Below are 19,697 nucleotides of genomic sequence, written 5' to 3' on the forward strand. Positions count from 1 at the left end.
CCGAACGCAGGCCCGCCCGCCGCACACCCCCGGGTACGCTCACCGCATGGCCACCCTCACGATCGCGGCGGCGCAGTTCGCCCCCGTGGGCGACCCCGTCGCCAACCTCGACACCGTGCGCACCGCCGCCGTCGACGCGGCCGCCCGGGGCGCGGACCTCCTCGTCACGCCGGAGTACACCTCGTACTTCACCGCCGACATCGACGATCGGTTCGTCGCCGCGGCGCAGCCCCTGGACGGTCCGTTCGTCTCAGGCCTCCGCGACGTCGCTCGCGAGACCGGCATCGCCCTGGTCGTCGGGGTCGCCGAGTCAGCGGACACGCCGGAGCGCTTCCGGAACACGCTGGTCGCGGTGCTCCCGTCGGGCGACGTGGCCACGACGTACCGGAAGGTCCACCTCTACGACGCCTTCGGCTCGCGGGAGTCGGACCGAATCGAGTCCGGCGACCCGGAGCAGCTGCCGGTCTTCGAGCTCGGCGGAGTCCGCGTCGGGCTCGAGACCTGCTACGACCTGCGCTTCCCCGAGGTCACCCGACGGCTCGCCGCTCCCGAGACCGGCGCGGCCGACGTCGTCGTCCTCCCGGCGGAGTGGGTGCGCGGGCCCGGCAAGGAGCACCACTGGCGCACGCTCCTCACGGCGCGCGCGATCGAGAACACCGTCTGGGTCGTCGGGGTCGGCCAGACGCCGCCCATCGGGATCGGTGGCTCGGTCGTCCTCGACCCGTCCGGCGTCGCTGTGGCCTCGGCCGGTGCCTCGCCGGGCACGCTCACCGCCACGATCGACACCACCGTCACGGACGCCGTCCGTCGGGTGAACCCGTCGTTGTCCCTGCGGCGGTACGACGTCGCACTGCGCACCCCGCCTGGAGGCCCGGGGCAGCGCTGACGCGTCCGTCGCGTCCCCGACGCGGTCGCGTCTCAGGCGCGGGGGCGCGTTCCGAGGGTCGCCAGGCGTGCGGCGGCGTCCTCCAGGACGCTCCGGCGCTTGCAGAACGCGAAGCGCACCAGGGACCGGTAGCCGGAGACACGGTCCGGGCGGACGAACGCCGACACCGGGACCCCGGCGACCCCGGCCAGAGCCGGCAGTTCGAGGCAGAACGCGCGGGCGTCGTCGTACCCGAGCGGCGCCGCGTCGGCGAGCACGAAGTAGCCGCCGTCGGGGCGCATCACGTCGAAACCCGCAGCCGTCAGTCCGTTCGCGAGCAGTTCGTGCTTCGCGCGCAGGTCGGCGGCGATGCCGGTGAACACCGCGTCGGGCAGGCGGAGTCCCACGGCGACGGCCGGTTGGAAGGGTGCACCGTTCACGAACGTCAGGTACTGCTTGACCGTCGTGATCGCGTCGACGAGCGCCGGGGGAGCGGTGAGCCAGCCGACCTTCCACCCGGTGGTGTTGAAGGTCTTGCCGGCGCTCGACACCGACACCGTCCGTTCCGCGGCACCCGGCAGGGTCGCGATGGGCGTGTGCGGGACGTCGAAGGTCAGGTGCTCGTAGACCTCGTCCGTGATGATCACCGCATCGCGCTCGGTGGCCAGGTCGACGATCGTCTGCAGCACCTCGGTGGGCAGGACCCGGCCCGTCGGGTTGTGCGGGGTGTTCACGAGCACGGCGCGGGTGCGGTCGGTGAAGGCCGCACGCAGCGTGCGCTCGTCCGGCAGGAAGTCGGGTGCGGTGAGCGGGACCGTGACGTGCACCCCGCCGGCCAGCCGGATGAGCGCCCCGTAGGCGTCGTAGAACGGCTCGAAGGTGATCACCTCGTCGCCGGGTTCGACCAGCGCGAGGATCGTCGCGGCCAGCCCCTCGGTGGCACCGGCGGTGACGAGGACCTCGCGGTCGGGGTCGACGTCGAGTCCGTACCACCGCTGCTGGTGCTCGGCGATCGCCGCCCGCAGGTCGGGGGTGCCCCGGCCCGGCGGGTACTGGTTCACGCCGTCGCGGATCGCCTGCACCGCGGCCTCGAGCACCTCGGCCGGCCCGTCCTCGTCGGGGAACCCCTGCCCCAGGTTGACCGCGCCGGTGTTGGCGGCGAGGGCGCTCATCTCGGCGAACACCGTCGGTGCGGGGACTCCGTCCGGTCCGAGCAGCATCGCTCCGTCGGCGGCTCGCAGCCACGGTCCTGCCCGGCGCATGTGGTTCCCTCCCGTGCGGGCGACGACGTGTCGCGCTGAACGGACCCCAACCTAGCTGTCCGTCCCGCGGCGGACCGGCCCACCGTGTACAGCGCACGCATAAGATCGCCAGGGGTGGCTCGCAGCCTCGCCAGAAGGACCGCTCAGGTGCTTGCGACAGACTGCACGAGCTTGAAAGGAGCACGTCCAGCATGACCGACACCACGCCCGACGGGCAGGGCGACGACCGCCGTCCGGACGATGCGGCTCCGCCTGCCGCCAGTGAGGACGCCGCAGCAGCGGCCACGAGAGGGAACACGTCGATGCCGAACGACTCCGACCAGCCGGACGAGACTCCTCGCCCGAACCAGAACGACGAGACGACCCCGGACCACACGGACGTGATCCCGTCGTCGACGGACCACCCGACCGACCGCTACACCGCGCCGTACCCGGCCGTCTCCGGTGACTCCTCGCGCGCGCAGCAGGGCGGCTACGGCCAGCAGACGTCGCCGTACGGCCAGCAGGCACCGCAGTCCCAGAACCCGTATGGCCAGCAGCCGCAGTACGGCCAGCAGGCGCCGCAGGCCCAGAACCCGTACGGCCAGCAGTCGCAGTACGGCCAGCAGGCCCAGAACCCGTACGGCCAGCCGGGCGCCGAACGCCCCCGCTACGGCGAGTACGCCCAGCCGACGTCCTCGTCCGCTCCGAGCTCGTCCTCCGAGTACGCGAACGCATCCGCGCAGGCCCCGCAGTCCGCCACGAGCGCCTTCGGCGACGTCGACGGCGCGAACCAGCGCAACGGGCACTACTTCAGCGACGACGCCTCGGGTGCCGCGGCGACCACGACGACCAAGGAGCGCTCGGGCCGCAACAAGCTGCTCCTGCCGATCATCGCCGGTCTCGTCGTGGCCGGGCTCGTGGGTGGCGGTGCTGGGTGGCTCGCATCGTCGGCGGCGAACGACGGTGGCAGCGTGGTGTCCTCCGGTTCGTCGCAGGGCGGCAACCTGACCGTCAACGACTACGACTCCGCCACCGTCGTCACCGCCGTCGCGGCACAGGCGACCCCGTCCGTGGTCACGATCAACGTGTCGGCGAGCAACGAGGCCGGCACCGGTTCCGGTGTCGTGATGAGCAAGGACGGCTACATCGTCACGAACACCCACGTGGTCACCCTCGACGGCGACAGCTCGAACGGCCGGATCACGGTGACGACCTCGAACGGCAAGATCTACGCGGGCAAGCTCATCGGCACCGACCCGACGGTCGACCTCGCGGTCATCAAGATCGATGCGACCGACCTCAAGCCGATGGAGTTCGCGGACTCGTCCAAGCTCAACGTCGGGGACACCGCGGTCGCGATCGGTGCGCCGCTGGGCCTGTCGAACACCGTCACCGACGGCATCGTCTCGACCCTGAACCGCAGCATCCAGGTCACCTCGAGCGCCCCCAGCGAGGGTGGCGACTCGAACGAGGGCGGCAACGGCGGCTCGGGTCCCTTCGACTTCTGGGGCAACGGGGACAACGGCAGCAGCTCGTCCGCGAACACCACCGTCTCGCTCCCGGTCATCCAGACCGACGCCTCGATCAACCCGGGCAACTCCGGCGGTGCGCTGCTCGACTCGAAGGGCCGACTGATCGGCATCAACGTGGCCATCGCCTCGGCTGGCAGCTCGTCGTCGTCGGAGTCGGCCGCCGGCAGCATCGGCGTCGGCTTCTCGATCCCGGCCAACCTGGTCAAGCGGGTCGCGAACGAGATCAAGGACAACGGCTCGGCGACCCACGGGCTCCTCGGCGCAACGGTCGGCGACGCCACCGAGGACGCCAGCGCCACCCAGGTCGGCGCCCTCATCAAGTCGGTCTCCAACGGCGGTGCCGCGGCGAAGGCCGGTCTGCAGAAGGGCGACGTCGTCACGAAGATCGGCTCGGCGTCGGTCTCCGACGCCACCGACCTGACCGCGCAGGTGCGCTTCTTCGCGGGTGGCGCCTCGACGACGATCAGCTACGTCCGCGACGGCCAGACCCGCCAGGCCGACGTGAAGCTCGGAACGTACGACAGCAAGGGCTGACGCCACCACACGACGGACAGGAGGCCCGGGGCACGACGTGCGCCGGGCCTCCAGTCCGTCACGGGGGCGCGTCCCGCGCCGACGCAGGTGCGCGGTTCGGCCTCTTGATAGGCTCATGGTCGCTCTGCGGGGCGGCACCGCCCCGGTGCGTCCCGTGCCGCCAAGCCAGCACCCCGAGGTACGCATGCAGTCAGACGGACAGCCCCTGCCGGGCGTCTCGTACGTGATGCCCGTGCTGAACGAGGTCACCGAGGTCCGGGCCGCCGTCGGCAGTCTGCTCGACCAGGACTACGCGGGCCCGTTCGAGGTCATCCTCGCGCTCGGGCCGTCGATCGACGGCACGAACGAACTCGTCGCCGAGATGAGCGCTGCCGACCCGCGGATCCGCGCGATCGACAACCCCGTCGGCTCGACGCCCGCCGGGCTGAACGTCGCGATCCGTGCGTCCGTGCACCCCGTCGTCATCCGCGTCGACGCGCACTCGGTCCTGCCCACCGACTACACGCGCATCGCGGTGCGCACGCTCCTGGAATCCGGAGCGGACAACGTCGGCGGCATCATGCGCGCCGAGGGCCGGACCCCCTTCGAGCGGGCCGTCGCCCTGGCCTACGGCAGCCGTGTCGGCCTCGGCGGCACGCCGCACCACGTGGGCGGCACAGCCGGCCCGGCCGAGACCGCCTACCTCGGCGTGTTCCGACGTGAGCGGCTGTTCGACGTCGGCCTCTTCGACGAGGGCATCAAGCGCGGCCAGGACTGGGAACTCAACCGGCGGCTGCGCCAGACCGGCGGGACCGTCTGGTTCACGCCGGAACTCGTCGTCACCTACCGCCCGCGGCCGAGCCTGAAGCGCCTGGTGCGGCAGTTCGTCGCCACCGGGCTCTGGCGCGGCGAGCTCGCGCGTCGGTTCCCGGCGAACAACGGCCTGCGCTACTTCGTGCCGCCGGCGATGGTCGCGGCGATGGCGCTGGGCGTCGTCGCCGGACTCGTCGGCATCGTCGGCGCGGCGCTCGGCACCCCGCTCGCCTGGGCGCTGCTCGGGTTCGTCGTGCCCGTCGTCTACCTGCTCTTCGTCGTCCTGGGGTCGATCGCGGTGGCGCGCCGCTCCGGGCTGCCGACGCTCCTCTGGTTGCTCGTCGTGCTGCCCTGCATCCACGTGGGCTGGGGGCTCGGGTTCATCATCGGGTTCCTGACCCGCACGTCCGAGCTGACCACCCACACGGGACGGTGACCGAATGACCGACCACCCCACGACCGGCCGCGGATCCGCACGGCCGACCTCGATCGCCGAACTCCGGGCCGTCGCCCAGCCGGACGAGGTCCGTGCGCGCGCCAACGCCGAGCACTGGACGGCCTCGCTGTACCTGCGCGACGTCTCGCCGTACCTGACCTGGGTGCTCCTGAAGACCCGCGTCAGCGCGAACCAGGTCACCGGCCTGATGATCCTGGTCGGCTGGAGCGTCGCCGCCGCCCTGCTCATCCCCGGCATCTGGGGCGCCGCCCTGGCACTGGTCCTCGGCCAGCTGCAGATGCTCGTCGACTGCTCCGACGGCGAGGTCGCCCGGTGGCGCGGCACCAAGTCGCCCGCCGGGGTGTTCCTGGACAAGGTGGGGCACTACACGACCGAGGGACTGATCCCGGTCGCGCTCGGCATCCGCGCGGCCACCTGGCCCATCCACGGCGCCGACTGGATGTGGACCACGATCGGGTGCGCACTCGGCCTGGTCATCGTGCTCAACAAGGCCCTGAACGACATGGTGCACGTGGCCCGCGCGAACGCCGGGCTCGACAAGCTGGTCGACCGACGGGATGCGTCCACCGCCCCGTCCGGCCGCAGGCTCGCCTCGCTCCGTCGCGTGGCACGGTTCCTGCCGTTCCACCGCCTGTACCACTCGGTCGAGCTGAGCATGCTCGCGTTCGTCTTCGCCCTGCTCGCCCTGGTGATCGGTGACCCGCTCGCCAGCCGGATCCTGGTCGGCGCGCTGTTGCCGCTCGCCGTGCTCGCGACGATCGGGCACTTCCTGGCGATCATCGCCTCGAAGCGGGTCAAGGCGTGACCGAGGACACGACCGCGCCCGGAACCCTGCGCCGACACGCGGTGGTGCACCGCGGACGACCGCGCGTCGCCGTGGTGAGCCTGTCGCAGGGCACCCGGCCGGAGGACCTGCGCCGCGGCCTCGACAGCGTGCTCGCCCAGCAGGACGTCGAGCTCGACGTCGTCTGCGTCGGCAACGGCTGGGCACCCACGGGGCTGCCGGACGGTGTGCGAGCCCTGGCCCTGCCCGAGAACGTCGGGATCCCGGCCGGTCGGAACGCCGGGGCCGAGGTCGTCGACGGTGACTACGTGTTCTTCCTCGACGACGATGCGTCGGTGCCGTCGCCGACGTTCCTGCGCGACGTGATCGCGCTGTTCGAGCACGATCCGTCGCTCGGCCTCGTGCAGCCCCGGGTCGTCGACCCCACGGGTGCCGCGAACCCCCGCCGATGGGTGCCGCGGATCCGGAAGGGCGAGCCGGACCACTCGTCGCCGGTGTTCTCGGTCTGGGAAGGCGCCGTCGTGCTGCCGATGGACGTCTACCGTGCCGTCGGCGGCTGGGGGGCCGAGTACTTCTACGCCCACGAGGGCATCGAGCTCGCCTGGCGCGTCTGGGATGCCGGCCGTCGGACCTGGTACGCCGGCGACCTCGTGGCGCACCACCCCGCGATCGACCCGGCGCGGCACACCGAGTACTACCGGTTGAACGCCCGGAACCGGGTGTGGCTGGCTCGGCGCAACCTGCCCGCGGTGCTGCGCCCGGTGTACGTGGGGTCGTGGGCCGCGATCCAGATCACGCGCTGGTGGCGTCACCCCCGCCGACTGGCCACCTGGTTCGGTGGGATCCGTGAAGGATGGACGACCGACTGCGGTCCGGTCCGCCCGATGGGCTGGATCACAGTCGCACGGATGACCATCGCAGGGCGGCCGCCGGTCGTCTGACCCGCACGCCTCGTCCCACCAGAGCAGACCCGGAGAATGACCATGTCGATCATCAGCGACCTGCGGACCGCGCTGCGGCTCGTCGAGCGACTCCTGACGTCCCGCCGCAGCCGGCAGCAGCTCGCACGGCGACTGCCGTCCGCGCCGAAGCCGGCGCCCGGTTCGGTCGAGATCGCCGTGTACTTCGCCGACGGTCCGGTCAACATGTACCAGGTGCGCCAGTGGTACGCGCCGCTGGCCGAACTCGCGAAGACGCACCCGGTGGCGATCATCTCGCGGAGCCCGGGCACCATGCTGACCCTGCTCGAGGAGTCGCCCGTGCCCGCGGTCTACGCCCGGCAGGTGGTCGACCTCGAACACTTCGTCGACACGCAGGCGCCGAAGGTGGTGCTGTACGTCAACCAGAACGCCCGCAACTTCCAGATGATGCGGTACGGGCGGATGTGGCACGTCTTCGTCAACCACGGCGAGAGCGACAAGATGTACATGACGACGAACCAGTTCAAGGCGTACGACTACGCCCTGATCGCGGGGGACGCGGCACGCGACCGTCTGGCCGAGGCGCTGTGGGACTACGACCTGGACGCCCGGACCATCGCGATCGGACGCCCGCAGGCCGACCACTTCGCCGGAGCGGCCCCGTACCCCGACGACGACCGGACCGTCGTGCTCTACGCCCCGACGTGGGAGGGTGACCGCGGTGCCGCGGCGTACGGGTCGATCGCGTCGCACGGCACGGTCATCGCCGAGCAGGTGCTCGCATCGCCCCGCCACCGTCTGGTGTACCGCCCGCACCCACGCAGCGGTGTGCTCGACCCCGCCTACCGCGCGGCGCACGAGCGGATCGTCGCGGCGATCAGCGCGGCCAACGCCGCCGACCCGGCCGCGCACCACCTGTACGACGACGGTGGTGACCTCGGGTGGCAGCTGGCGGACGCGGACGTGGCGATCACCGACATCAGCGCGATGATCTACGACCGACTGGCGGTGGGCAAGCCGCTCATCGTCACGCGGCCGGTGTCGCCCGAGGCCGACGTCGACGAGCGGGGCTACCTGAGCGACGCGAACTGGCTGACCGCGGCGGACGCCCCGTCGGTACTCGCCCGGGTCGACGCGGCCGCGAGCGACGCCGAGGAGCTCGCCCGCCTGCAGCACTGGGTCGCCCGGTACTTCGGCGACACGACCCCGGGTGCGGCCACGGAGCGGTTCCACGCGGCAGTGGAGTGGTTGCTCGAGCGGTGGCGGACCGTCGCCGCCGAACGCGACGGGCGCTGACGGGCGATCGTCACCCCGCGGGCTCCGTGCCGGAGGCCGGTGCTGCGTCACGGCTGCATCCCCGGCCCGACGAGCGACATCCGCCAGAGGTACTCGGACCGGTCGGGCCGACGCCACCGGACGATGACGACCCCCGTGTCCTCGGGGTCGGCGCCGAAGACCGCCAGGGACAGCGATCGGCCGGGGTCGAGGCGGCGCACTGCGAGCGGCGGGCAGTACCCGTTGCCCAGGTGGGTGAGCGTGAGCCCGTCGACCGGCTCGGGGCCGGTGTTGACGAGGTCGTACCGACGCGGTGCGTGCGATCGGTCGACGGCGAACGGGACGGCGTACGCGGTTGGTGGGTGGTGCATGGGGGGAACGCTAGGGGGAGGGTCCGACGGCGGGACCCCGGGGGGCGGCCACGATGGCCCGGGCTGTGGAGGGAGCCACAGACGCCCGTGTTGGTGCAGGGGGAGTACCCCGGCCGGTCAGGAGCCGTAGTCGGCCGCGTACCGGGCCAGCGCGGCCTCGATGGTGCCGTCGAGCTGCAGACGACCCTTGTCGAGGTAGAGCCCCCGGTCGCAGAAGCGGCGCAGGTCCTTGTCGCTGTGGGAGACGAAGAACAGCGTCCGGCCGCCGGCCAGGAGCTGCTCGATCCGCTTGTAGCACTTCTCGCGGAAGGCCTTGTCGCCCACCGCCAGCACCTCGTCGACCAGGATGACCGGCTCGTCGAGCCGCGAGATCACCGCGAACGCGATGCGGACCTTCATACCGCTCGACAGGTGCTTGTAGGGGGTGTCCACGAAGTCGGCGATCTCGGCGAAGTCGATGATCTCGTCGAAGGCGTCGCGGATCTCGGCCCGGGACATGCCGTGCAGGCCCGCCGTCAGGTACACGTTGTCGCGCACGGTGAGGTCACCGACGAAACCTCCCGTGATCTCGATGAGCGGGGCGACGCCGGCACCCACGTCGACGCGGCCCTCGTCGGGCAGCATGACCTGGGCCACGAGCTTCAGCAGGGTCGACTTGCCCTGTCCGTTCCGGCCCACGACCCCGATCGCCTCGCCCGGGCGGACGTCGAACGACACGTTGCGGAGCGCCCAGAACTCATCGGCACGCTTGCGGCGCCCGCGTCCGGCGAACAGGTCCTTGAAGTTCCGGCTCGCGCGACGGTTCCGTTTGAAGCAGATGCCGGCGTCGCGCACCGAGATGACCGGGGTGACGGTCTCGGTGCGTCGGGTCTGGTCGGTCGCGGTCATCACAGCTCCTTCAGCACGCGGTGCTCGCTGCGGCGGAACACCGCGAAGCCGATCACCAGGACGATGCCGGTCACGACCACCGAGGCTCCGACCTCGAGCCAGTCGAGCTGGCTGGGGAAGAACGCCGCACGGTACATGCCGAAGATGCCGGTGAGCGGGTTGATCGCGGCGATGTCCCGCAGGGCGGGAGGCAGCGCGTGCGTGCCGTAGATGATCGGGGACGCGTAGAACAGGAACCGAAGCACGAGCTTGGTGGCGCGCTCGAGGTCGCGGAAGAAGACCACGAGCGGGGCCACGATGAGCCCCAGGCCGTAGACCAGTGCGCACTGCAGCACGATCGCCAGCGGGAAGAACACGACCTGCCAGTGCAGGGGGGCACCCGTTGCGATCGCGAAGACGGCCAGGACCGGCAGGCTCAGCAGGAACTCGATGCCCTTCGACGCGTCGATCCGTGCCACCCAGATCGTGCGGGGGATGGTGGTCGAGCGGATGAGCTTCGATTCCTTGATGAACGCCCGGGTGGAGTCCGAGACGCCACCGGTGAACCACATCCACGGCAGCAGCGCGGACAGCAGGAACACGATGTACGGATCTTCACCGACCGAGCCGCGGTGGAAGACCTGCGTGAAGACGAACCAGTAGATCCCCGACATCACGAGCGGGTCGAGGATCGACCACACGTAGCCGAGCGCCGACGTCGAGTAGCGGACCCGGAGGTCGCGGACGGTCAGCAACCAGAGGGCCTGACGATAGCGCCGACCGGCGCTCCGGGCCTTCGCGGGTGCGGGAGCCACGGGCGCGGTCGGCGCACTCGCTGTGGTCACGGTTTCCCTTCGGGCGGAACCGCCGAGGGGTCCTGACGGTGGTTCAGGCGAACAGGTTGTTCGCGCGCTCGAGGTCCTCGGCGAAGTCGATCTCGACCGCGTACAGGTCGGAGATGTCGATCGGCGTCCAGCGTAGCCCGTCCTCGGCGATGGCAGCCTCGATGCCGCCCTCGAAGTACTCCTGGTCGTCGACGCGACCGAGCTGCCGGATGAGGGCCTGCTTGTCGGCGGCGGAGACGTAGTTGATCCCGACGGCTTCGCCGAGACCCCCGACGACCCGCTTGGAGAGCTTGTGGATGAAGCCCTCGGCGTCGACGGTGTACTTGACCTCTTCGTCGGAGACCTTGTCGGTGTTGACGCTGACGAAGGAACGGCCCTCGTCGATCATGTCGGCCGCACGGACGAGCGCCATCGGGTCGAAGACCACGTCGCCGTTCATCCAGAGGACACCGCTCTTGCCGGTGGCCTTGAGGGCACGCAGCAGGCTCTTCGAGGTGTTGGTGGAGTCGTACGACTCGTTGTAGACGAAGTTCGCGTCGGGGAACGCCTCGACGATGTGCTCCGACTTGTAGCCGACGACGATCGTCACGCGGGCGCTCGAACCGAACGCGGCGCGGATGTTGTCGAACTGCTGCTGCATGATGGTGCGGCCGTCACTGAGCTCCGTGAGCGGCTTCGGCAGGCTGCGGCCGAGACGGCTGCCCATCCCCGCTGCGAGGATCACGATCTGCGTGGTCATGCTGGTCCCTTCTGGTGTCCGCCCGCGCACCCTGGGGTACGGGCGGGCCTCGTCGAGTCTGCGCTTCCAACGTCCGAGTTGCCCGAGAACCGTTCGTGTCGACGTGGTCGTCGCTGCGAAGAGGCCGCCGGGATCGCCTGCTGGAGCAGGTTTCCAAGTGGTGAACACTCCTTCGTGCCCTGGTGAATGATACGGAAACACCCCCTCGCGGGGTACGGGTCTGCGCGCTTCGTACTCAATTCGTGACCCGGGCCGCGACGGTTCCCGACGGTCGGAGAGCGTTGGTACGGTGGGTCGATGCCAGCGCGAGCAGAGAACGAGGACGTGTACGCCACGGCCGACGCTGCCTGGATGACCGAGGCGGGGGACGCCGACGAAGCGGACACCGCCGCGGCTGCTGAGGGCGACGCAGCCGACGACGACACGGGGGACACTGATGCGGACGACGCCGCCACTGATGACGCGATGACCGACGCGACGACGGACACCCGTACCGACGACGCCACGACGGACACCCTCGCCGACGACACGACGGCCGCGGCGCCGCGCCCCGCGAAGGCGCGCAACGGCAAGGGGCGCACCAAGCGCCCGACGAAGGCCGCCCCGCGGACCGACGCCGAGCCTCCCGTCCCGACCGACGCGGACGACGCGACGGACGACGCCGGCCGGGCGACCACCGCCACCCCGCCCGCGACGAAGAAGCGTGCGCCGCGCAGCGCCGCACCGAAGCAGCCGCAGACGCTCCAGCCCGTCGTGCTCGCAGCGAGCGGCCTGGTCAAGCGGTACGGGCAGACCCTGGCCGTCGACGAGGTCGACCTCGAGATCCGGCAGGGCTCGATCTTCGGCGTGGTCGGCCCGAACGGCGCCGGCAAGACGACGACCCTGTCCATGATCACCGGACTGCTGCGCCCCGACGCCGGCTCGGTGACGGTGCTCGACCACGACGTCTGGGCAGACCCGACGGCGGCGAAGCGCAGTCTCGGGGTCCTGCCGGACCGGCTCCGGCTGTTCGACCGGCTGACCGGTGCGCAGCTCCTGTACTACTCGGCCACGCTCCGCGGGCTCGACGGTGCCACCGCACGGAAGCGCAGCGCCGACCTCGCCGAGGCCTTCGGGCTGGGCGAGGCGCTCGGCCGCCAGGTCGCCGACTACTCGGTCGGCATGGCGAAGAAGATCGCCCTGGCCGCCACCCTGATCCACTCGCCGCGGGTGCTCGTGCTCGACGAGCCCTTCGAGTCGGTCGACCCGGTGAGTGCGGCGACGATCACGGACATCCTACGCCGGTACACCCGGGGCGGCGGCACGGTCGTGCTCTCGAGCCACTCGATGGAGCTCGTGCAGCGCACCTGCGACTCGGTCGCCATCATCGTCGGCGGCAAGGTCCTGGCGTCCGGCACCATGGCCCAGGTCCGCGGGCGCAAGAGCCTCGAGGACAAGTTCGTCGAACTCGCCGGCGGTCGTGTCGTCGCGGAGAGCATGGAATGGTTGCACAGCTTCTCCGGCTGAGGGCGGACCTGCTCGCGGGCGAGGTCCGGGGCACCGCCCGCCGGTCCGTCGCTGTCGTGCTCGCCAGCCTCGTCGGACTCCTCGCCGCCGTGTTCGTCGCGTCGCAGACCATCGCCCTCGGTGACGCCGACCCGGACGTCGCCCGTGCGGTCATCGTGCCCGTCGGCACCCTGATCACCTTCGGGTTCACGGTCGTGCCGCTCGTCGTCGGCCGGAGCGACCAGCTCGACCCGAGGCGCTTCGCGGTGTTCGGCATCGAGCGCCGTCGCCTGGCGATCGGGCTCGTCGTCGCCGGACTCGTCGGCATCCCGGTGATCGGCGTGGTCGTCGTCGCGATCGGACAGGTCGTCGCCTGGGCGCGCGATCCCGGTCTCGGCCTGCTCGCGGTCCTCGGCGGGCTGCTCGGCGTCGCGACCTGCGCGCTCCTGATCCGCGTCTGCTGCACCGTCGGCTCCCGGCTGATCGGGCCGCAGCGCTCCCGCGACGCCGGGTGGCTGGTGGCCCTCGTCATCATCGCGCTCTCGATCCCGACGGTGGCGCTGCTGCTCCGCGTCGACTGGCTCGACCCGCAGGGCGCCGAGATGCAGCGCGTCGCGGACATCGCCGGCTGGACCCCCTGGGGTGCCGCGTGGGCCGTGCCCGCCGAGGTCGCGAGCGGCCACGTCGGCACCGGTGTCGCGAAGCTCCTCGTCGCGGTCGCCGTCGTCGCGCTCCTCGCCTGGGCGTGGTGGGCACTCGTCGGCCGTGCGCTCGAGACCGTCGACGACCGCGCCCGCACCCGCCGCTACCAGGGCCTGGGCTGGTTCGACCGGTTCGGCTCGGCCCCGGTGTCAGCCGTCGCTGCCCGGGCGCTCACCTACTGGGTGCGCGACCCGCGGTACCGCACGTCGTACCTGATCATCCTGCTCGTGCCGATCGTCGTCATCCCGCTCGGCGTCGCCGGGGTGCCGTGGCAGTGGACCGCCCTCGTGCCGCTGCCGCTGATGGCCCTGATCGCCGGGTTCCTGCCGCACAACGACGTCTCGTACGACAACACCGCCGTGTGGCTGCACGTCGCGTCCGGTGCGCCCGGGTGGAGTGACCGGCTCGGTCGTGTCGTTCCCGTGCTGGTCGTGGGGGCGCCCGCGATCGTCGCCGGGGCCGCGCTCTCCGCGTGGCTGTTCGGCGACTGGGCCGCCTTCCCGCTGCTCATCGGCGTCAGTGCGAGCGCCCTGCTGTCCGGGCTCGGGTTGTCGAGCGTCCTGTCCGTGCTCATGCCCTACCCGACGGTGCGCCCGGGCGACCATCCCTTCCAGCAGCCGCAGGCCGCCGGCGTCACCGCCACGGTCGCGCAGGCGACCATGGTGATCGGCATCGTGCTCTGCACGGTCCCCGCTGTCGGCCTCGCGGTGCTCGCCGCCGTGCAGGGACCGGAGCCGTGGTCGGTGCTGACGCTCCTGGTGGGCATCGGGGTCGGTGCTGTCGTGCTCGTGATCGGTGTGTCCGCGGGCGGACGCCTGTTCGACCGCCGCGGCCCCGACCTGCTCGCCGCGGCGCAGCGCAACTAGCGGTGCAGCGCAGCGCAGCGCAACGAGCGGCGCAGCGCAACGAGCGGCGCGCCCGAGGGTGGACCGTCGTACCCTGGACCCATGAGCATGACGGAACCAGGCGGCGGCCTCGACGTGATGGACCGGGAGCTCGAGAAGCTCCTCGAAGACGAAGCGATCGAACCCGGTGACCACGAGCGGTTCTCGCACTACGTGAAGAAGGACAAGATCCTGCAGTCGGCCATGTCCGGCAAGCCGGTCAAGGCCCTGTGCGGCAAGAAGTGGATCCCGGGTCGCGACCCGGAGAAGTTCCCGGTCTGCCCGGACTGCAAGGCCATCTACGAGAAGATGAAGGCCGAGTAGACGCGACCAGCAGACGGACGGGAGGCCCGTGGCGACGCCGCCACGGGCCTCCCGTCCGTCGTCTGCGTCAGCTGACCGCACATCGTGAGCAGAAGAGGTCGGGTCACCCTCGGACACCCGACCATTTCTGCTCACGAAGCGGCGACGCGAACGCGAGGCGCGACGCGCGATGTGTGCGTGCGGGCCCTAGATCACCAGGGTGGGGATGGCGGGGTCGCCGCGCCCGATGCGGGACGCGTCGGCGGGCAGCTCCGCCTTCGCGCGCTTGTGGTGCGCGCGTGCGGCCTCGACGCCCTGCGTGCCGAGGAACGCCGGGTCGACCTCGCCGCCGCTGACGACGGGGACCAGCAGCGGCCGCTCGTCCGGGCCGACCTGCGCACCCGTGAGCACGATCTCGGCGGTCGCGACGCCGTTGCGGAGTCGTCGGCCCGCCTCCTTCCGGCCGCCGATCGACGCCTTGTCGGCCGACTTCTTGGCGACGGGGACCCAGTCGCCGCCGTCCGCGTCCCGGTGCGCCACGAGCTTGAACACCATGCCGGCGGCCGGGTGCCCGGAGCCGGAGACGACCGAGGTACCGACGCCGTACGAGTCGACCGGCGCGGCTCGGAGCGCGGCGATCGTGTACTCGTCGAGGTCGTTCGTCACCGTGATCTTCGTGCCCGTCGCGCCGAGGCGGTCGAGCTGCGCACGCACGGCGGCGACGACGGACGGCAGGTCGCCGCTGTCGATCCGGACGCCGCCGAGCTTGCCGTCGGTGAGCCGGACGGCCGTCTCGACCGCGGCCTCGATGTCGTAGGTGTCGACGAGCAGGGTCGTGCCGCTGCCGAGCGCGTCGAGCTGCGAACGGAACGCCTGCTCCTCGGAGTCGTGCAGCAGCGTGAAGGCGTGCGCGGCGGTGCCCATCGTTGGGATGCCCCAGGTGCGGCCGGCCTCGAGGTTGCTCGTCGCACCGAAGCCGGCGATGTACGCGGCACGGGCGGCGGCCACGGCGTTCCACTCACCGGTGCGGCGGGAGCCCATCTCGGCGAGCGGGCGGCCGTCGGCGGCGGACACCATGCGGGCGGCGGCCGAGGCGATCGCGGAGTCCGCGTTGAAGATGCTCAGGGCGAGGGTCTCGAGCACCACGGCCTCGGCGAAGGTGCCCTCGATCTGCAGGATGGGGGAGTTCGGGAAGTAGACCTCGCCCTCCCGGTAGGCGCGGACGTCGCCGCTGAACCGGTAGTCGGCGAGCCATGAGGCGGTGCCGGCGTCGATGACGCCGCGGTCGCGCAGGAACCCGATCTCCTCGTCGCCGAAGCGGAAGTCGCCGAGGGCGGTGAGGAAGCGTCCGAGTCCGGCCGCCACACCGTAGCGGCGGCCGTCCGGCAGCCGCCGGGCGAACACCTCGAAGACGCATCGGCGGTCGGCGGTGCCGTCCTTCAGGGCGGCGTCCACCATGGTGAGCTCGTACTGGTCGGTGAGGAGCGCGCTGGTCACGTCTCCGACACTAGTGACGTGACCCTCGGGAGGCCCGGATCACCCCCGGCGCCCGGCGTCACGGTTCGGTCCGTGCGAGGTTCCGTACTCGGTGGTACCCGCCGAGGGTCACACCGAGTCCGGAACCTCGCACGGCGCGTGGGCGGACCTCGCACGGTGCGAGGGTCTGGGACGGGCATCGGTACGCTGGTGCCGTGACGGATGCACCGATCGGAGTCTTCGACAGCGGGGTCGGCGGCCTCACCGTGGCCCGCGCCATCATCGACCAGCTCCCGCGCGAGAGCATCCGGTACGTCGGCGACACCGTGCACTCGCCCTACGGCCCGAAGCCCATCGCCGACGTCCGCCGCTACGCGCTCGAGGTCATGGACGATCTGGTCGAGCAGGGCGTGAAGGCCCTGGTGATCGCGTGCAACACCGCCTCGTCCGCCGTGCTCCGCGACGCCCGCGAACGGTACGAGCAGGCGTACGGCATCCCCGTGGTCGAGGTCATCCAGCCCGCGGCCCGCGCCGCCGTCAAGCAGACCCGCACGGGCCGCATCGGGGTCATCGGCACCGTCGGCACCATCGCGTCGCGCGCCTACGAGGACGCCTTCGCGGTCGCCGCCGACGTCACGCTGACCACCGCCGCGTGCCCCCGGTTCGTCGAGTTCGTCGAAGCGGGGGACACCTCGTCGCCGTCGCTGCGCGAGATCGCGGCCGGGTACCTCGACCCGATCCGTGCCGCCGACGTCGACACCCTCGTGCTCGGCTGCACCCACTACCCGCTCATGTCCGCCGCGATCCAGTTCGTCATGGGTCCGGAGGTCACGCTCGTCTCCAGCGCCGAGGAGACCGCGAACGACGTCTACCGCCGGCTCGTGGAGCACGGGCTCGAGCGCACCGCGACCACCGCCCCGACGTACTCGTTCGAGGCGACGGGCGACGACAAGAACGGCTTCATCCGGCTCGCCCGGCGCTTCCTCGGTCCCGAGGTCTCGAGCGTCGGCCACCTCCAGACGGGGGCCATCACGCTGCCCCGCACCGAAAGGACCCCATGACCGACAACCTCCGCGTCGACGGCCGTACCGCCACCGACCACCGTCCCGTCACCATCGAGCGGGGGTGGAGCACGCAGGCCGAGGGCAGCGCGCTCATCTCCTTCGGCAACACCAAGGTGCTCTGCACCGCGTCGTTCACCAACGGCGTGCCCCGCTGGCTCGCCGGCAAGGGCACCGGGTGGGTCACCGCCGAGTACTCGATGCTGCCGCGGTCGACCAACGAGCGCATGCAGCGCGAGTCCATCAAGGGCAAGGTCGGCGGCCGCACGCACGAGATCTCCCGCCTGATCGGGCGTTCGCTCCGCGCCGTCGTCGACACGAAGGCCCTGGGCGAGAACACCCTCGTCATCGACTGCGACGTGCTGCAGGCCGACGGCGGCACGCGCACGGCGTCGATCACGGGCGCGTACGTGGCGATGGCCGACGCGATCGAGTGGGGCCGCGCCAAGGGCTTCATCGCGAAGAAGGCCACCCCGCTCACCGACAGCGTGCAGGCGATCTCGGTCGGCATCGTCAAGGGGGAGCCGATGCTCGACCTGGCCTACACCGAGGACTCCGCCGCGGACACCGACATGAACATCGTCACGACGGGGTCGGGCAAGTTCATCGAGGTGCAGGGCACCGCCGAGCACGCGCCGTTCGACCGAGACGAGCTGAACGTCCTGCTCGACCTCGGCCTCGCCGGCAACCAGTCGCTCGCGGCGATCCAGCGTTCGGTCCTGGGTCTGGCGTGACGTCCCGCGAGGTGGTGCTGGCCACCCACAACCAGGGCAAGGTCGTCGAACTGCGCGAGATCCTCGGGTCGGCGCTCGGCGAGGGTGTCGAACTCGTCGGGTACGACGGTCCCGAGCCGGTCGAGGACGGCGACAGCTACGCGGCGAACGCCCTGATCAAGGCGCGTGCCGCGGTCGCACACACGGGGCTGCCGGCGCTCGCCGACGACTCCGGGATCGCGGTCGACGCCCTCGAGGGCGCACCGGGCATCCACTCGGCCCGCTACGCCGGCACCCGCTCGGACGCCGACAACATCGCGCTGCTGCTCACGAACCTGCAGGGTGTCGTCGAGCGGACCGCCGCGTTCGTGTGCGCAGCGGCCTTCGTGACGCCCGACGGTCAGGAGCACGTCGTCGAGGCGGTCTGGAACGGCGAGGTGCTGACCGAGCCCGTCGGTGACGGCGGGCACGGCTACGACCCGGTGTTCCGGCCGGACGACGCCGACCGCTCGTCGGCGGAGCTCACCCGCGACGAGAAGAACGCCCTGTCGCACCGCAGCAAGGCGTTCCGGGGCATCGCGCCGATCGTGCGGGAGCACTTCGGCGTCTGAGCGCCCGCGCTCTTTCCGTTCCGCACAACCGAAGTCGCCCCGAACCACGTGATCACGTGGTTCGGGGCGACTTCGGTTGTGCGCGGTGCGCGGTGCGCGGTGCGCGGTACGCCGGTGCGCGGTGCGCCAGCCCTGCGGCTAGAGCGTCGGGTCGACCGTCGGGGCCGTGGTGGCCTCGGCCTCGTTCGTGTGCTTCGCCTTGCGGGCATTGCGCAGGTACGTCAGCGCCATCGGCACGACGGTCACGACGACCGCGGCGAGCAGGATGATGTCGATGTACTCGCGGACAATGTGCGCCACGAAGGGGATGTGCCCGATGAAGTACCCGAGGAACGTCACGCCGACGCCCCAGACCACGGCGCCGATCGCGTTGTAGAGCGAGTACTTCTTGTAGTCCATCCGGCCGACACCCGCGGCGATCGGGGCGAAGGTGCGGACGACCGGCACGAAGCGCGCCAGGATCACGGCGAGGGGGCCGAAGCGGTGGAAGAACGCGTTCGTGCGCTCGACGTTCGCCTTCGAGAAGAGCCCGCTGTCCTTGCGTTCGAAGATCGGGGGCCCGGCCTTCTTGCCGATGTAGTACCCGAGCTCACCGCCGAGGAACGCGGCGGCGCCGATCATCAGCGCCGCGACCCAGATCGGGATGCCGCCGATCTCGCCACCGCGGTCGAAGGCGAACAGGCCGGTGATGACCAGCAGGCTGTCGCCCGGGAAGATGAAGCCGATGAGCAGACCGGTCTCGGCGAACACGATCGCGCAGACCACGAGCACGGCGATGGCCCCGAAGTGGTCGAGGATGTACTGCGGATCGAGCCACGGGATCAGGGCGAGTGCGACGGAGTGCATGGTTCTTCCGGTCGTGGAGGCGGGAATCACGGGGAGGACTCCCGCGGGATGAGGGTACCGCCCGGAAGTGACCGGGCCATCCCTCGCAGGGTTGACCTGCTCGAGGCGTGCGGATGACCGCAACGCTGCGCCTGGGGGGACTCGGTGCGGAAGGAGGGACTCGAACCCTCACGCCTGGGGCACAGGAACCTAAATCCTGCGTGTCTACCGATTCCACCACTCCCGCGAGCAGCGGCAGTCTACCGAGCGCGGCGTGCGGGGCGGACGTGCGATTGGCCTCCAGGCCGTGGGACGCACCGTGCGCGGGACGTGACGTGGTGTGAGGAACCGGACGTGGTGCGGGGCGGGGCGAGTACCACCGAGTGCGGAACCTCGCACGGGACGACAGGGC

General features: G+C 71.2%; 19 protein-coding genes and 1 tRNA gene. 12 read left to right on the forward strand and 8 right to left on the reverse strand.

Translation table 11 applies throughout. The features are described 5' to 3' along the window. Positions 1–46 precede the first annotated feature (46 nt). Positions 47–886, forward strand: coding sequence for a carbon-nitrogen hydrolase family protein (locus tag BIU89_RS11005; protein ID WP_071246541.1), 840 nt, complete (start codon positions 47–49; stop codon positions 884–886). A 32-nt stretch (positions 887–918) separates the two neighbouring features. On the opposite strand, the gene BIU89_RS11010 is transcribed toward BIU89_RS11005, so the two are convergent. After that, complete coding sequence (locus BIU89_RS11010; RefSeq protein ID WP_071246543.1) at positions 919–2,127, reverse strand: aminotransferase class I/II-fold pyridoxal phosphate-dependent enzyme; 1,209 nt, start codon at positions 2,125–2,127, stop codon at positions 919–921. A 191-nt stretch (positions 2,128–2,318) separates the two neighbouring features. Between BIU89_RS11010 and BIU89_RS11015 the strand changes: the two genes are divergently transcribed. The 5 genes from BIU89_RS11015 (at position 2,319) to BIU89_RS11035 (ending at position 8,424) form a co-directional block, all read left to right on the forward strand. Beyond that, complete coding sequence (locus BIU89_RS11015; protein ID WP_254791600.1) at positions 2,319–4,175, forward strand: S1C family serine protease; 1,857 nt, start codon at positions 2,319–2,321, stop codon at positions 4,173–4,175. A gap of 184 nt (positions 4,176–4,359) precedes the next feature. Then, entirely contained in the window at positions 4,360–5,403 is a 1,044-nt protein-coding gene (locus BIU89_RS11020) for a glycosyltransferase family 2 protein (RefSeq protein ID WP_027464590.1), read from the forward strand. Positions 5,404–5,407: 4 nt separating this feature from the next. Then, positions 5,408–6,229: a CDP-alcohol phosphatidyltransferase family protein gene (locus tag BIU89_RS11025; protein ID WP_027464591.1), complete on the forward strand. Its 822-nt coding sequence runs from the start codon at positions 5,408–5,410 to the stop codon at positions 6,227–6,229. Between the two features lie 44 nt (positions 6,230–6,273). Continuing rightward, positions 6,274–7,149 (forward strand): glycosyltransferase family 2 protein, encoded by an 876-nt coding sequence (locus tag BIU89_RS11030; RefSeq protein ID WP_071246707.1) that lies wholly within the window; start codon positions 6,274–6,276, stop codon positions 7,147–7,149. Positions 7,150–7,191: 42 nt separating this feature from the next. Then, the gene (locus tag BIU89_RS11035; protein ID WP_071246709.1) at positions 7,192–8,424 is read left to right on the forward strand and encodes a CDP-glycerol glycerophosphotransferase family protein; all 1,233 of its coding nucleotides are present in this window, start codon (positions 7,192–7,194) and stop codon (positions 8,422–8,424) included. A gap of 47 nt (positions 8,425–8,471) precedes the next feature. Here BIU89_RS11035 and BIU89_RS11040 read toward each other — a convergent pair whose 3' ends face one another. The 4 genes from BIU89_RS11040 to BIU89_RS11055 all read right to left on the reverse strand — a co-directional run bounded on the left by BIU89_RS11040 (position 8,472) and on the right by BIU89_RS11055 (position 11,225). Beyond that, positions 8,472–8,774, reverse strand: a complete 303-nt coding sequence (locus BIU89_RS11040; RefSeq protein ID WP_027464593.1) for a hypothetical protein — start codon at positions 8,772–8,774, stop codon at positions 8,472–8,474. 117 nt (positions 8,775–8,891) lie between these two features. Then, positions 8,892–9,662, reverse strand: a complete 771-nt coding sequence (locus tag BIU89_RS11045) for an ABC transporter ATP-binding protein (protein ID WP_071246545.1) — start codon at positions 9,660–9,662, stop codon at positions 8,892–8,894. Continuing rightward, complete coding sequence (locus BIU89_RS11050; protein ID WP_083404315.1) at positions 9,662–10,486, reverse strand: ABC transporter permease; 825 nt, start codon at positions 10,484–10,486, stop codon at positions 9,662–9,664. The genes BIU89_RS11045 and BIU89_RS11050 overlap by 1 nt, the downstream gene beginning before the upstream one ends. Positions 10,487–10,529: 43 nt before the next feature. Continuing rightward, positions 10,530–11,225, reverse strand: a complete 696-nt coding sequence (locus tag BIU89_RS11055) for a phosphocholine cytidylyltransferase family protein (RefSeq protein ID WP_071246549.1) — start codon at positions 11,223–11,225, stop codon at positions 10,530–10,532. Positions 11,226–11,522: 297 nt separating this feature from the next. Between BIU89_RS11055 and BIU89_RS11060 the strand changes: the two genes are divergently transcribed. The 3 genes from BIU89_RS11060 to BIU89_RS11070 all read left to right on the forward strand — a co-directional run bounded on the left by BIU89_RS11060 (position 11,523) and on the right by BIU89_RS11070 (position 14,620). Then, positions 11,523–12,731 (forward strand): ABC transporter ATP-binding protein, encoded by a 1,209-nt coding sequence (locus BIU89_RS11060; protein ID WP_254791602.1) that lies wholly within the window; start codon positions 11,523–11,525, stop codon positions 12,729–12,731. Further along, the gene (locus tag BIU89_RS11065; RefSeq protein WP_071246551.1) at positions 12,707–14,278 is read left to right on the forward strand and encodes a hypothetical protein; all 1,572 of its coding nucleotides are present in this window, start codon (positions 12,707–12,709) and stop codon (positions 14,276–14,278) included. Before BIU89_RS11060 ends, BIU89_RS11065 begins: the two co-directional genes overlap by 25 nt. A gap of 81 nt (positions 14,279–14,359) precedes the next feature. Beyond that, positions 14,360–14,620, forward strand: a complete 261-nt coding sequence (locus tag BIU89_RS11070; RefSeq protein WP_123313364.1) for a DUF3039 domain-containing protein — start codon at positions 14,360–14,362, stop codon at positions 14,618–14,620. Positions 14,621–14,806: 186 nt separating this feature from the next. Here BIU89_RS11070 and BIU89_RS11075 read toward each other — a convergent pair whose 3' ends face one another. Beyond that, entirely contained in the window at positions 14,807–16,096 is a 1,290-nt protein-coding gene (locus BIU89_RS11075; RefSeq protein ID WP_083404316.1) for a nicotinate phosphoribosyltransferase, read from the reverse strand. 194 nt (positions 16,097–16,290) lie between these two features. Here BIU89_RS11075 and murI point away from each other — a divergent pair, with 194 nt between their 5' ends. The 3 genes from murI to rdgB are packed head-to-tail and all read left to right on the forward strand — an operon-like array spanning position 16,291 to position 18,460. Further along, a complete protein-coding gene (gene murI / locus BIU89_RS11080; RefSeq protein ID WP_027464600.1) occupies positions 16,291–17,136 on the forward strand; it encodes a glutamate racemase in 846 nt (281 codons plus the stop codon). Continuing rightward, complete coding sequence (gene rph / locus BIU89_RS11085) at positions 17,133–17,870, forward strand: ribonuclease PH (protein ID WP_027464601.1); 738 nt, start codon at positions 17,133–17,135, stop codon at positions 17,868–17,870. The genes murI and rph overlap by 4 nt, the downstream gene beginning before the upstream one ends. Continuing rightward, positions 17,867–18,460 carry an RdgB/HAM1 family non-canonical purine NTP pyrophosphatase gene (rdgB, locus tag BIU89_RS11090; protein WP_071246553.1) on the forward strand — a complete coding sequence of 198 codons (594 nt, stop codon included), beginning with the start codon at positions 17,867–17,869 and terminating at the stop codon, positions 18,458–18,460. The genes rph and rdgB overlap by 4 nt, the downstream gene beginning before the upstream one ends. Before the next feature lie 138 nt (positions 18,461–18,598). Here the strand turns inward: rdgB and BIU89_RS11095 are convergent, their stop codons facing one another. Together BIU89_RS11095 and BIU89_RS11100 are read right to left on the reverse strand one after the other, a co-directional pair. Further along, positions 18,599–19,306, reverse strand: coding sequence for a DedA family protein (locus tag BIU89_RS11095; RefSeq protein ID WP_027464603.1), 708 nt, complete (start codon positions 19,304–19,306; stop codon positions 18,599–18,601). A gap of 145 nt (positions 19,307–19,451) precedes the next feature. Continuing rightward, a tRNA-Leu gene (locus BIU89_RS11100) sits at positions 19,452–19,532 on the reverse strand. Between the last annotated feature and the right edge of the window lie 165 nt (positions 19,533–19,697).

Source organism: Curtobacterium sp. MCBA15_005, assembly GCF_001864855.1.
GTDB classification, from domain to species: Bacteria; Actinomycetota; Actinomycetes; order Actinomycetales; family Microbacteriaceae; genus Curtobacterium; species Curtobacterium flaccumfaciens.

Bases quoted from the DNA above. Each gene is read 5' to 3' on its own strand.
- BIU89_RS11060 (WP_254791602.1), top strand. From the start codon at position 11,523: ATGCCAGCGCGAGCAGAGAACGAGGACGTGTACGCCACGGCCGACGCT.
- BIU89_RS11065 (WP_071246551.1), top strand. From the start codon at position 12,707: ATGGTTGCACAGCTTCTCCGGCTGAGGGCGGACCTGCTCGCGGGCGAG.
- BIU89_RS11045 (WP_071246545.1), bottom strand. From the start codon at position 9,662: ATGACCGCGACCGACCAGACCCGACGCACCGAGACCGTCACCCCGGTC.
- BIU89_RS11035 (WP_071246709.1), top strand. From the start codon at position 7,192: ATGTCGATCATCAGCGACCTGCGGACCGCGCTGCGGCTCGTCGAGCGA.
- BIU89_RS11015 (WP_254791600.1), top strand. From the start codon at position 2,319: ATGACCGACACCACGCCCGACGGGCAGGGCGACGACCGCCGTCCGGAC.
- BIU89_RS11010 (WP_071246543.1), bottom strand. From the start codon at position 2,127: ATGCGCCGGGCAGGACCGTGGCTGCGAGCCGCCGACGGAGCGATGCTG.
- BIU89_RS11040 (WP_027464593.1), bottom strand. From the start codon at position 8,774: ATGCACCACCCACCAACCGCGTACGCCGTCCCGTTCGCCGTCGACCGA.
- BIU89_RS11055 (WP_071246549.1), bottom strand. From the start codon at position 11,225: ATGACCACGCAGATCGTGATCCTCGCAGCGGGGATGGGCAGCCGTCTC.
- BIU89_RS11005 (WP_071246541.1), top strand. From the start codon at position 47: ATGGCCACCCTCACGATCGCGGCGGCGCAGTTCGCCCCCGTGGGCGAC.
- BIU89_RS11095 (WP_027464603.1), bottom strand. From the start codon at position 19,306: ATGCACTCCGTCGCACTCGCCCTGATCCCGTGGCTCGATCCGCAGTAC.
- BIU89_RS11025 (WP_027464591.1), top strand. From the start codon at position 5,408: ATGACCGACCACCCCACGACCGGCCGCGGATCCGCACGGCCGACCTCG.
- rph (WP_027464601.1), top strand. From the start codon at position 17,133: ATGACCGACAACCTCCGCGTCGACGGCCGTACCGCCACCGACCACCGT.
- BIU89_RS11070 (WP_123313364.1), top strand. From the start codon at position 14,360: ATGAGCATGACGGAACCAGGCGGCGGCCTCGACGTGATGGACCGGGAG.
- BIU89_RS11020 (WP_027464590.1), top strand. From the start codon at position 4,360: ATGCAGTCAGACGGACAGCCCCTGCCGGGCGTCTCGTACGTGATGCCC.